We start from the raw sequence: 12,382 nt of genomic DNA, 5'->3' as shown, positions 1-12,382 counted from the left end.
CCGCAAGGGACGAAAAAAACGCTAAAATTTTTAATTGCATTTATTTATAAATTGCTTACACAGCCTTGACGGTTTACTCCCATATTCCGTTCTTCCATTATACATCAAAAAAATTAAAATACCAAGCAAAATTTGGAAAAATTACAAGCTTTTTATGACCTTTGTCATCTCATCAAGTCCGGCAACCTCGATGCTGTCTTCAGGCGGATAGAGGGCTCCTCCATAATAGATTGAAGGATTTACCTTGGTAGATGGTTCTTCCCTGCGTTTTAGGGCTGCAAAGTGAATCTGATCAACACCCGTGAGCTTGATTATTTTTGAAGCGTTTTTTTCGGTAATGCCGCCGCCGGGTAAAATTTCGATTCGGCCTTTTGCACGTTTTACCATTTTGGCAATTAAATCGGCACCCTCGTAGGCTGTAGGCTCTTGCCCGCTCGTTAAAACTCTTGTAAATCCTAAAGAAATAAGCTCATCCAGGGCCTTTAAGGGGTCAGGGACCACATCAATGGCTCTGTGAAAAACCTTATCCCTGCTTTCTGCAATTTTTATCAAAGCTTCACACCGTTTTGCATCGATAGTTCCGTCTTTTTTTAAAAAACCGAAGACAAGACCGTCTGCTCCGTTATCTATAAAAAGTTTTGCATCTTCAAGCATGGTCTTATATTCATAAGAAGAATAAAAAAAACCGGCTGCTCTGGGCCTTACCATGGCCATAACCTCAAGATGGGTTTCCTTTTTAACCAGCTTTAAGGTTCCAAGAGAGGGGGTCAAGCCTCCCAAAAAAAGAGAAGAATTAAGCTCAATCCTTGAAGCTCCTGCCTTTTCCGCCAAGACGGCATCCTCAAAGGATCCCGCACAAATTTCTATTTTAATATTTTTCATTTAGCACCTCATATTGTAATAAATTACCACCCCGTATTTTAAAAAATGAAGACGAAAATGTCAACATCAAAGACAAGCTATTGTCAAGAAACAAATAAAAGGTTACAATGGAAAAATGAATAAGAGTGATAAAACAATACCTGTTCTTTTAAAGGAATTAAAAGACCTTGAGTCAAAACTGACGGAAGCTTATAAACAGCTTGGAAACAAACTTATTAAAGATACGGCAGATCCGGTTGCAGAAGCAAACGGGGTTTCTCAAGAAAATTTTCTTCAATGGCAAAAGCTGCACGACGAAAGAAAATCTTGTACTGAAAGCGTTTTAGACATAAAAAACAACAGTACCCGCCTTTCGGAACTGGACAGCTTTAAAAAACAGATAAAAGACAGACTCTCGGATACAAAAAAAGAAACGGAAAAGCTAAAGGGAGATTTTTTACTCAAACTTTATAAGGATTTTCTACCTCAGTGCGGAAGTCTTTTTGATTCTCTATCTGCCGAAATACACACGGAAGAAGCAAAAATACATGAGGCCCAAGAAAAAATAGAAACCTTAAACGCCGAGAAAAAGGAAGCAAACTTTTTTGCTAAGCTCGGCATCTCAGGCAAGATTTCCTCTCAGGAATTAAAGGTAAAAAATTCCGAAAAAAAGATTAAAAATATTTTAACAAAATCGGATATAGATATTTACAATTCTCAAGAGGTAAAAGCTCTTTATGATGAAGATAAGTTTTTCCCCGAACTTAAAAAAACTTACGAAGCGATTTTAAAGTTAGGCAGTGACTTAAGCAATTCTGAAAGCCGCCTCAAAATGATAGATGAGGAGACAGGCTTTGTTACTCAGAAATTAGCCGATGCCGGTGCAGACAAAAATTCAAAAAAACGGATCGATAACTTTACAAGCAGAATAAAAGAAATAGACGAAAAAATAGACCTTATTTTGGAATCTGCCGGAATAAAATATACAGACAAGTTTTATTCGGCCGAAGGAGATTCGGCTCTTGGGGAAAGCTCTTCAGATGTCGAACTTGGAAAATATGCAGACTATCTAAAAAAAGCAGGAAACTATCGAAAAGAAATAACAAAAACCAAATATAATATCGAATTATGCGAGCTAATGCAAAAGATAAAGGCTGAAGAAAACAGGATTCAAAATTTCAACCGAACTATAAAAAATTCGGAAAATGCAATCAAGGAAGCTGAAAAGAAAATCAGCGATTCCGAAACAGGCATCAAAACCGCGCAAGCTAAAATTGCCGATTTAGAAGATTATGCCAAAAAGATTGAAGAAAAATTGATGGATAAAAGCTCTGAAAAGCTGCCGGAGGAAGAATAATGGCTGAAAAAAAAGCTGTTTATGATGAGTCCAAAATAAAAACTTTGAGCTCCCTTGAACACATCCGTTTGAGGACGGGTATGTACATAGGCCGCTTAGGCGACGGCTCAAATCCCGATGACGGTATCTATATCCTCGTAAAGGAAGTTATAGACAACTCGATAGACGAGTTTATAATGGGAAACGGCTCGCGCATAGATATTCAACAAGAAGAAAATAAGATAACGGTCCGCGACTTCGGGCGTGGCATCCCTTTAGGAAAATTGGTAGAATGTGTTTCGGTTATAAACACCGGTGCAAAATATAACGATGATGTCTTTCAGTTTTCGGTCGGCTTAAACGGAGTCGGAACAAAGGCTGTAAATGCCCTTTCGGAACATTTTAGGGTTGTAGCCGTGCGGGACGGCAAATATGCCGAAGCTATCTTTGAAAGAGGAAAACTTGTAAGTGAAAAAAGCGGAAACACAAAGCCCGGAATCAAAAACGGAACTCTGGTAGAATTCATTCCCGATACAAAAATTTTCGGGGACTATAAATTCAATTTGGACTTTATCGAAAAAAGGATTTGGAACTATGCCTATTTAAACTCAGGCCTTACCTTGAGTTTTAACGGAAAACTTTTTAAATCCGAAAACGGCCTTTTGGACTTGCTTGAATCCAATGTAGGAACTTCAACAATTTATGAAGTCTGCCGATTCAAAGAAAAACAGCTTGAGTTTGCTTTTTCGCACACAAACAATTACGGCGAAACCTACTACTCCTTTGTAAACGGACAATACACTTCCGACGGCGGAACTCACCTTTCGGCTTTTAAGGAAGGCTTATTAAAAGGCATTAACGAGTATTTTAGAAAGAACTATAAGAGCGAAGACGTAAGAGAGGGAACCTGTGCTGCCGTTTCGGTAAAGATCCAAGCTCCGGTATTCGAAAGCCAGACAAAGAACAAGCTAGGCAACACCGAGGTACGCTCTTGGATAGTCAACGATACAAAATCGGCAGTTGTAGAATGGCTGCAAAAAAATGCGGACTCTGCCGCAAAACTTGAAAGCAAGATAATTGCCAACGAAAAACTCCGCACCGAGCTTAACACGGTAAAAAAGGAAGCAAAGGCAGCAGCAAAAAAAATTGCCATAAAGATTCCGAAATTAAAGGACTGCAAATTCCATTTAGGAGACGGAAAATTCGGTGAAGACACCATGATCTTTATCACCGAAGGAGACTCGGCTACGGGAGCCATGGTTTCAAGCAGGGATGTTTTAACGCAGGCAATTTTTTCTCTACGCGGAAAGCCCGAAAACATGTACGGCAAAAAACGGGCTCAGATATATAAAAATGCCGAGCTTTATAATATGATGATGGCCCTGGGCATCGAAAACGATATTGAAGGCTTGCGCTACTCTAAAATCGTAATCGCAACTGATGCGGATAACGACGGCTTTCATATCCGAAACCTGCTTTTAACCTTCTTTTTAAGCTATTTTGAAGAGCTGGTTACCTCAGGGCGGGTTCATATTTTGGAAACTCCCCTATTCAGGGTACGCACCAAAAAAGAGACAAGTTATTGCTATTCCGAAAAGGAAAGAGATGAGGCTGTAAGCCGCCTTGGGGCTTCTTCCGAAATTACCCGCTTTAAGGGCTTGGGAGAAATAAGCCCAAAGGAATTCGGGCAATTTATCGGGCAGGATATAAAGCTCCTCCCCGTAACGGTTCAAACCCTAAAAAAAGTTCCTTCAATTTTGGAATTCTACATGGGCAAGAACACCCCCGAACGACGCAAATTTATCATGAAAAATCTTCTGGCCGAGATAGATGCTTAATTACCTCTCCGGCGGGTATAAAAAGCGATTAAAAAAAGCTTGACTCTTTATTGTGATTACAATATAATTACATAAAGGAGACAAGGAGGCCTTTTATGATTGTATCGCTTGTACCTGTAGGAAATTCACGCGGAATAAGATTACCGAAACTCGTGCTTGATAAGGTTTCAAGTGCAGATAAGTTTGAAGTGGAGGTTTCGGAAAAAGGAATTTTATTAAAACCTATAAAATACGAACCTCGAAAAGGATGGGAAGAAGCCTTTCGTAAGATGCACCAAAATAATGAAGACTTAGCGGAGGATATCCCCGAGCCAAGGGATTTTCAATGGGAATGGTAATTAAGCAATACGAGGTCTATCTTATAAACTTAGATCCCACAATAGGCCATGAAATACAAAAAACAAGGCCTTGCTTGGTAATATCTCCCGATGTTATGAATAACAATATTTCCACTGTTATTATTGCCCCTATGACTACAAATTCTCATGCTTACCCGACAAGGGTCAGTATAAAATTTGAAGGCAAAAATGGATGGATAGTATTGGATCAAATCAGAACCGTAGACAGGGTAAGATTGGTAAAGCATTTGGGAAAGATAAAACCGTCAGAAGTCCTTGCCGTAAAAAAAATCATTAAAGAAATGCTTGTCGATTAAAATACGAATCAGGCTTACAATGTTTCTTTAAAAGAAGCCGTCTGATACAGGCTTTTAATTACTTCCCCGGCGATTAAAAGGCCGGCGATGGAGGGTACCCATGCAACCGAAGCCGGAGGGTTTTGTTTTACGGTACATTCGGTTTTAGAATAAAGTACCTTCAAGTGCTTAACATTCCTTTTTTTAAGCTCGGTACGCATTACCTTACAAAGGGGGCAAACACTTGTTTTGTAAATATCTGCAAATTCAAAATCGGCGTTTAGGCGGTTTCCGCAGCCCATCGCCGAGATAATAGGGACATCATTTTTTTCGGCTTCGGCTGCAAGAAAAAGTTTTAGGGCTATTGTATCGACGGCATCAACTATAAAATCTACCCTTTTAAAAAAATCTTCGCCTAAGATTTTATAAAAATTATCGGGCAGGATAAAGGAACTTACAACTTTTATTTTACATGCCGGATTTATATCGGCAATACGCTCCATTGCAACTTCGGTCTTAGCTTTTCCGATGGTAGAATAAAGGGCATAAAGCTGGCGGTTGATATTGCTTTCTTCTATCTTGTCGCCGTCAATCAAAATAAGCTGCCCTGCCCCGTTTTGGGCAACCCCGCTTCGGGCAAGGGCCTCGGCAGTATAGCTTCCTACGCCTCCCAAACCGAAAACCGCAATCCGAGCGTTTTCAATCTTCTTTAAATTTTCAGAACCTAAAAGAGGCTCAAACCTCGATAAAAAACTCATCGTTCTAAAAATTATAAGCCTATCTAATCTTAAATAGAATTCCTAAAATCACAATCGTAATTAAAATTTGGACAATCACAAAGCGGATTAGAACCTGAGTAGGCGACCATTGCAAATTCTTTTTCATGTGGTCATGAAGAGGAAACCTGATATTTTTAAAAATACGGATTTTAAAAAAGCGGAGCATAACCACTTTTAAAATACCCGTTCCTCCGTTTATAAGGATAACGCCGCTCGTCATCAAAAGGATAAATGGGTTCCGCGAAATAATTACCAGAACGCCGATAAAAAAGCCCAAAGCTCTGGAACCGGCATCTCCCATAAGTACCTTACTCGGATAGGCATTATGCCAAAGATAGCCCGTAAGGACTCCGCAGAGGGTAAAAACCATAACTGCCCATTTTGCTCCCGTGGTGATATTGGGAACCAAAAGATAGGCCGCAACCTTGACATGTCCCAAAACAAAGTAAAAAACTATACCGAGGGAAACAAGGGCCAATAGAATAAGGGTTCCCGAAAGGCCGTCAACTCCGTCAGTACAGTTTGTTGTGTTAATCGAAATCCACAAAATCATTATTGAAACGGCAAAGAAAACAATAGGGTGTACTTCGACAAGGTTCGATGTAAAGGGCAGCCAAAAGGAAACCTTTCCTTCAAAATAGATATAAAAAATAACAAGGGCTGTTACGGCCGATAAAATAAAATCCAAGCCGCCCTTTAAATATTCTCCCCATGACTTTTCGGATCTGTCATCTAAAAAACCTGTCAGCATAACGGCAAAGGTTATAACCAAAACAAGACCTTGTGTAAGTGTCGGTATAATCAATAAAAAAACGCAGAGCACGAAGATGGAAATAAACACCACTCCGCCCCCCGTAGGTTTTCCTACGGCAGCTTCGGGATTTACGGTAAACTCCCGTCCTCTGTCTTTCGGCAATTTGGAATAAAATTTAGGCAAGAGTAAAACCGTTATTAAAAAGCCCAAAAACAAGCCTAAAGAAATTAAAACGGCATAGGATTGTAAAAGTCTCATCGGCCCGAAATAGGGACCAAGCAGTTCTGCAATATGGTATAACATTTTTATATTATACCAAATTTTTATAGATTGTGTCTATTGTATTGTTTATATTATAAAATTTATGTATATTTAAGCAATGTTAAACTATATAAAGAAGATAATCGCAGGCATTGCCGTAGGTATGGCAAATGTTATACCCGGGGTTTCAGGCGGAACCATAGCCGTCGTTTTCGGAGCTTATTCCGACCTTATAGGGGCTGCAAGCCTTGACATCAAGACTATCAAAACCAATTTTAAAATTTATCTTTGCCTTTTCGGAGGCATGGGCCTAGGAGTTCTCCTATTTGCACGCCTTTTCAAACTTGTGTATGAAAAGTTTCCGGTACAGACCAATTTCTTTTTTGTAGGCCTTATAATCGGGAGTATCTTTATAATCTTTGACCTTGTACGCAAAAAAGAAAAAGAAAGCTCTTTTACAAAGGTCTTTAAAATTCTTTGGTTCTTTATAGGTTTAAGCATCATGCTTGCCCTATACTTTTTTAAGGGAGCGGCGGTCTCATCAACTGCGGCCATAGAAACATTGAGCCTCGGCAGCTTTATCTTTTTATTTCTTGCAGGTTTTGCGGGAGCAGCTGCAATGATAATTCCGGGTATCTCGGGCTCCTTCCTCCTTTTGATAATGGGAGCTTATTACACAGTAATTAAAGCAATAACAGATTTTAATATTCCGGTACTGATTCCTGTAGGCTTAGGAGTCCTTGCCGGCATCATTCTTTCTGCCCGTTTAATCGGTTTTTTCATGGAGAAATTTCCCAAAATAACCTATGCCTTTATTTTAGGGCTGGTTGCCGGTTCAATCCGTCACATGCTCCCCGATGGCTGACTGCTGCCTTCGATGAGGCTGGCTGCAGTCCTCTGTATGCTTGCAGGCTGGGGCCTGATAACGCTGTTTGAAAAGATAAAAAAAGATTAAATTGAAATAAGGAAATTAACATGTCACATAAAAGAATTTATCAAGTTGACGAAAAAGTTCCGGCGGGGCTTTTCTTACCTTTAAGTATTCAACATACATTTGCAATGTTCGGTGCTTCGGTTTTAGTTCCGATTATATTCGGAATTGATGCAGGCATCGTTCTATTTATGAACGGTGTGGGAACCCTTTTATTTATAGCCATAACAAAGGGAAAAGCACCCGCCTACTTAGGTTCAAGCTTTGCCTTTTTAGGACCTGCCGGCCTGATTATTTCTTCCATGGGATTTCAATATGCCCAAGGGGCCTTTATAGTAACAGGACTTTTAGGCTGTTTGATTGCCTTTATAATTTATAAGTTCGGAACCTCTTGGATCAATGTCATTCTTCCGCCTGCTGCTATGGGTGCCGTCGTTTCCCTGATCGGTTTTGAACTTACGGGGCTCACTGTTCGAGGCGGAACCATCGGGGCAAACATCATGACGGAATCGGCCTCACGGGGCGACATAATAGTTTTTTTTATTACGATAGGAGCTGCCGTTTTGGGTTCGGTTCTTTTTAAGGGCTTTTTATCTACCATTTCTATTTTAATTGCAAGCATTGCAGGCTACATAGCCGCAATCTTTTTCGGTATGGTAGATTTTTCGATAATACGAGAAGCAGGGCTTTTTACCCTTCCCCATTTTCAGCTTCCCAAATTCGATCTCATGGCAGTTATCACAATGCTTCCCGTTCTTTTGGTTATCACAAGCGAACACATAAGTCATCAGGTAGTAACTTCCAACATCATCGGAAGAGACCTATTAAAAAATCCCGGCCTTCACAGGAGTATCTTTGCCGATAATTTTTCGACAGCTCTTTCAGGCCTTGTCGGCGGAGTTCCCACTACAACCTACGGCGAAAACATAGGAGTTATGGCAGTTACCGGTATTTACAGCGTTTATGTAATTGCAGGAGCCGCAATAATTTCAATCTGTATGGCCTTTATAAGCCCCCTTGCAGCCATAATCCGTACCGTCCCCGGAAACGTCATAGGCGGCATAACATTCTTGCTCTATGGAATGATAGGAGCTTCGGGAATACGCCTTTTAGTAGATTCAAAGGTCGATTATTCAAAATCAAAAAACTTAATCCTAACCTCGATAGTATTTACCACAGGATTGAGCGGCCTCAGCATAAAATTCGGAGAAATCGAATTTAAGGGAATGGTTTTAGCCTCTCTTGTTGCCGTAGCTTTAAGCCTTATCTTTTTTATTTTTGAAAAACTTGGCGTCCTGGAAGAATAGGGTGTTGATAATGGAAATTTTGATGCGGATACAAAAAAGATTTTTGTTTTTCTTTTTAGCACTCATTCCGCTTGCCGTTTTAATCGCAAGTCTAGGCAGAGTTTTTCCGTCCATCGGATTAAACACAAAAGAAAACCATAGACAAAAAAATATCTTAGCCATGAGCGATATTTATTACCGTCAAACTTTTAATAACTGTGCATCCTATTCTGCAATGGCTGCGATAAATGTAATAACAAAAAAAGAAATAGATCCGGAACTTTTAGCAAGAGAAACAGGATGGCGGATAAAAAATAACTTAACCATGCCGCAAGGCCTTATTCAAGTATTGCACAAACACGGAATAAAAACAAAAGAAGCAGTTTTATCCTGCTGTTCCGATAACGAAAAAATTAATTGGATAAAAAATACGGTCGACGAAGGAAAGCCGATTATTCTTTTAATAAAAATAAAAAAAGTTTTACATTATGTAACGGTAATAGGTTACGACGAAAAAGGTTTTATTCTTTACGACTCTCTGCAAGAAAAGACAAAATCAAATCCGCGAAAAACAATAAAAGACAAGCCTCAATATTACGGAAACCGTTATTACGAATATTCCGACCTTATAAAACTTTGGGATAAGGGAGGCTATAAAATATTTTTTAAAAATTGGGCATTGGTTTGCGGATAAAATTAGTTTCTTTTGCAAATAAAAGGTTCCGTACCTCAGACTAAAAACCTTTTTTAGTTCTTTCTAAAAATATTTACTAAGTTGACGGTTATGGGAATCGTACAGATTAAGCCTATACTTCCGGAGACGGCACGCAATATCTCGGCCGATAAAATTTCCAAATTTATGATTTCGGTAAATCCGTGCGAAAAAATTATAAAGAGTAAAAGTACGGGAATTGACGTACTCACATAGGCTAAAATAAGCGTATTGGACATTGAGCCTATAATATCCCGCCCTATATTCATCCCCGATTTTATAAGCTGCTTATTCGGTATCTTAGGACTTACAGCTACAATCTCCCACATTGAAGAAGAAATAGACATAGCTACATCCATAACGGCTCCGAGGGAGCCTATCATAATGCCGGCAAATAAGAGTCCTTGATAATCTATTTTGCGGTACTGCGGAACAAAGGCTAACATTTGAGCATCTTCATTTCCCAAACCTGAAAGTCTTAAAATTTTTCCTGCAACAAAGGCAAAAAGACCTGCTATAATAACACCGCCTATAGTTCCCAAAATTGCCGTATAGGTTTTATTATTCCTTCCAGAAATAATAAAAAGAGTAATGACGGAGGCAAGACTGCAAATTATAATAGCCCAAAGAATAGGATTATGACCTTGAAGTATAAGAGGAAGAAAAATGCCGAATATCAGGCCTATGGTAAGCCCCAGGGAGATAAGAGCTTTTAGACCGTTTTTTTTGCCGACAAAAATTAAAACCGCTGCAAAAATAAAAATAAGAGCATAGACCTTATAGTCCCTCGCCCTCTCATAAATGCGCAAGTTGTTTACCTTCCCTGTTTCATCCTCATCCAGCTGTAAGATGAGCTTTTCGTTTACCTTAAAAATAAGTTTATAAGGAATGGCGAGCTCTATAGTATTCCGGATTGTATAAACCTCATCTCTATGCTTTCCGGTTAAAATTTTTATCTTTAAATGCTGATAACGGAAGTCCGACTCTATCGGAATATCGGGGCGGTTTTCCTTTGTATCGTCATAAACGATTTCGATAACTTTAGCCTTAACGACCTGACTTTCGGGAGCATTTATATAGGCATTATAATAACTGCTTAAGCCATCGTACTTCTTTTCCATATCTTGAGATAAATTTTCAGAGGAAGTTTGCCCTGTGCCTTCTGCATATAAATTAAAAAATAAGAGGCTTACAATAAAAAGGAAAATACGCTTCATGTCCGGTTCCGGTCATCCTTACTTAGAAGCCTCTAAAAACATCAGTTTTTAGAGGCTCCCTTTAATAAAAAGCGGCGAGAAAGTTTTCTACACCGCTTTTATAATCTAATCCTGTTATTTGCTTATATCTTTAATATAATCGACAGGTATGGGTTTAATTGTTTTAGCCTTTTTAATGGCATCAATGAGAGCATCTCTTATGGATACGCTTTCGGCAGAATTTGTTGCCTTGCTAAAATCGTAGGAATCTCCTCCCGTAAACATAAAGCTGTTTACAACAACCCTATATTTTTTATTCATATCAAGGGGTGTCCCATCCATAAGCGTAATCTTTGTGATCCTGTTTTCAAAAGGCTTTCTGCCGTCATATTCTACCCGTAGACCTGCAAACTGACCGTCGGTAATATTAGGATTCATTATACCGTGATCAATTGCCTTTTTAATCTCAGAACCGGGAAGATCGAAAACAACTAGGTAATTATCAAAGGGCATAATCTCATAAAGGTCGCCTACGGTGATATTGCCTGCTGCAAGGGTTCGGCGTAAGCCTCCTCCGTTTTGGATAGCTATATCGGCCTTTCCCAATTGGCGCTGAACTTCAGCTGCCCATGCACCCAAAAGGGTATTGCTTCCCTTCTCGCTTCTTTCATGGGTAAACTCGCCCTCGGCAACACCGATTACTTCACCCATAATAGGTTTCAGTTCAGTGTCATATTTTGCAAAGAGAGCCTTGCCTTTTTCATCTTCGATAAGAGAATCTTTATGCTTGTAGATTTCATCAACCGCCGATTCAATCTTTGCAATCTTGTTCTCGCTTCCGAAGGTGATGCTGAGTTTACCTACAGCCCTGCCGTAACAATAGGCTTGAAGTATGGGAATACCGTTTACATTTCCTGAAACTGTTCGATGGCTGTGAGCCGAAAGAACAGCATCCAAGCCCTTAATTTCGGTAAGTTTAACTGCATTTCCGCTGATTTTTCCATCTTCTTGGAATGAATCGATATGGGTTAAGGCGATAATTGCATCGGGCTTGCCTTCTTTAGCCTTTCCTGCCAATAGATAGTCTACCCATTCTTGGCCTGTTTTTACCGGATCGGTAAATTCCAAACCGCTTACATGTTCAGCGCTTGTCAATACGGCCGTATCGGGGTGAGCCAAACCGATAAAGGCAATCTTGTAGTTTCCTTTTTTGATGATTGCATAGGGTTTTGCCCAGGACACAGGCTTTCCCGTCTTCTTTTCGACAATGTTTGCAGCCAAGAAGGTAAAGTTTCCGTCCTTTTGCCATTTTGTCATGCGGTTTGAACCCCAGTCAAATTCATGGTTACCTACGGCACAGACCTTTACATCCATAGCCCTCATCATAGCCGAAACGGGAGCTCCATAGGTAAGATTGGATATGGCTGTTCCCTGATAGTTATCGCCTCCTGCAACCACAATGGTGTTAGGGTTTTCCATTCCGGCAGTGCGGACATAGCCTATCATCTTAGCCATACCGGCATTCTTTCCCTTTCCGGGACGGGTATCTTCTGCAACGTTTCCGTGAAAGTCGTTAAAAAGAAGAATATCTATCCTGTTTGCAGGGGCCTTTGCCTCAATTCCCGCATACTGACCGCTTACATCATGGGATTCGGTTTCACATCCTGTAAAGGCGGCACTCAGGATGAGAACGATTACAACAAAGCCGACGGCTTTAAAAAATTTGCTGTTCTTCATAAGCATACTCCTATAAAAACTTCTAATAATTTTATAATAAAATTATACACCAGTACA

The 12,382-nt window shown here is 39.8% G+C and carries 12 protein-coding genes; 7 read left to right on the top strand and 5 right to left on the bottom strand.

From position 1 onward, the window contains the following. Nucleotides 1-141 precede the first annotated feature (141 nt). Nucleotides 142-882, bottom strand: coding sequence for a copper homeostasis protein CutC (locus HYB91_RS02500; RefSeq protein ID WP_002675685.1), 741 nt, complete (start codon nucleotides 880-882; stop codon nucleotides 142-144). A 115-nt stretch (nucleotides 883-997) separates the two neighbouring features. Between HYB91_RS02500 and HYB91_RS02495 the strand changes: the two genes are divergently transcribed. The 4 genes from HYB91_RS02495 to HYB91_RS02480 all read left to right on the top strand — a co-directional run bounded on the left by HYB91_RS02495 (nucleotide 998) and on the right by HYB91_RS02480 (nucleotide 4,690). Then, nucleotides 998-2,218: a V-type ATP synthase subunit I domain-containing protein gene (locus tag HYB91_RS02495; RefSeq protein ID WP_002675687.1), complete on the top strand. Its 1,221-nt coding sequence runs from the start codon at nucleotides 998-1,000 to the stop codon at nucleotides 2,216-2,218. Then, complete coding sequence (locus tag HYB91_RS02490; protein ID WP_002675689.1) at nucleotides 2,218-4,035, top strand: DNA topoisomerase IV subunit B; 1,818 nt, start codon at nucleotides 2,218-2,220, stop codon at nucleotides 4,033-4,035. The genes HYB91_RS02495 and HYB91_RS02490 overlap by 1 nt, the downstream gene beginning before the upstream one ends. Before the next feature lie 95 nt (nucleotides 4,036-4,130). Then, entirely contained in the window at nucleotides 4,131-4,373 is a 243-nt protein-coding gene (locus HYB91_RS02485) for an AbrB/MazE/SpoVT family DNA-binding domain-containing protein (protein ID WP_002675691.1), read from the top strand. Further along, nucleotides 4,361-4,690 carry a type II toxin-antitoxin system PemK/MazF family toxin gene (locus HYB91_RS02480; protein ID WP_002675692.1) on the top strand — a complete coding sequence of 110 codons (330 nt, stop codon included), beginning with the start codon at nucleotides 4,361-4,363 and terminating at the stop codon, nucleotides 4,688-4,690. The genes HYB91_RS02485 and HYB91_RS02480 overlap by 13 nt, the downstream gene beginning before the upstream one ends. 14 nt (nucleotides 4,691-4,704) lie before the next feature. Here the strand turns inward: HYB91_RS02480 and HYB91_RS02475 are convergent, their stop codons facing one another. Continuing rightward, on the bottom strand, nucleotides 4,705-5,427 hold the full coding sequence (locus HYB91_RS02475) for a tRNA threonylcarbamoyladenosine dehydratase (RefSeq protein ID WP_002675694.1): 723 nt from the start codon (nucleotides 5,425-5,427) through the stop codon (nucleotides 4,705-4,707). Between the two features lie 19 nt (nucleotides 5,428-5,446). Then, entirely contained in the window at nucleotides 5,447-6,505 is a 1,059-nt protein-coding gene (locus HYB91_RS02470) for a phospho-N-acetylmuramoyl-pentapeptide-transferase (RefSeq protein ID WP_002675695.1), read from the bottom strand. Nucleotides 6,506-6,581: 76 nt separating this feature from the next. On the opposite strand from HYB91_RS02470, the gene HYB91_RS02465 reads away from it, so the two are divergent. The 3 genes from HYB91_RS02465 to HYB91_RS02455 all read left to right on the top strand — a co-directional run bounded on the left by HYB91_RS02465 (nucleotide 6,582) and on the right by HYB91_RS02455 (nucleotide 9,374). Continuing rightward, entirely contained in the window at nucleotides 6,582-7,328 is a 747-nt protein-coding gene (locus tag HYB91_RS02465) for a DUF368 domain-containing protein (protein ID WP_002675697.1), read from the top strand. A 110-nt stretch (nucleotides 7,329-7,438) separates the two neighbouring features. Further along, complete coding sequence (uraA, locus tag HYB91_RS02460) at nucleotides 7,439-8,701, top strand: uracil permease (protein ID WP_002675699.1); 1,263 nt, start codon at nucleotides 7,439-7,441, stop codon at nucleotides 8,699-8,701. 10 nt (nucleotides 8,702-8,711) lie between these two features. Continuing rightward, nucleotides 8,712-9,374, top strand: coding sequence for a C39 family peptidase (locus tag HYB91_RS02455; protein ID WP_002675701.1), 663 nt, complete (start codon nucleotides 8,712-8,714; stop codon nucleotides 9,372-9,374). A gap of 53 nt (nucleotides 9,375-9,427) precedes the next feature. Here the strand turns inward: HYB91_RS02455 and HYB91_RS02450 are convergent, their stop codons facing one another. Both HYB91_RS02450 and HYB91_RS02445 read right to left on the bottom strand, forming a co-directional pair. Further along, nucleotides 9,428-10,609 (bottom strand): YibE/F family protein, encoded by a 1,182-nt coding sequence (locus tag HYB91_RS02450; protein ID WP_002675702.1) that lies wholly within the window; start codon nucleotides 10,607-10,609, stop codon nucleotides 9,428-9,430. Nucleotides 10,610-10,723: 114 nt separating this feature from the next. Next, nucleotides 10,724-12,325 (bottom strand): 5'-nucleotidase C-terminal domain-containing protein, encoded by a 1,602-nt coding sequence (locus HYB91_RS02445; protein ID WP_002675703.1) that lies wholly within the window; start codon nucleotides 12,323-12,325, stop codon nucleotides 10,724-10,726. Nucleotides 12,326-12,382: the final 57 nt, after the last annotated feature.

The sequence above is a fragment of the Treponema sp. B152 genome (assembly GCF_024181665.1).
Taxonomy (GTDB): domain Bacteria; phylum Spirochaetota; class Spirochaetia; order Treponematales; family Treponemataceae; genus Treponema_B; species Treponema_B denticola.
The sequence above is the reverse complement of the archived record's forward strand: the minus strand, read 5'-3'. Positions and strand labels throughout refer to the sequence as shown.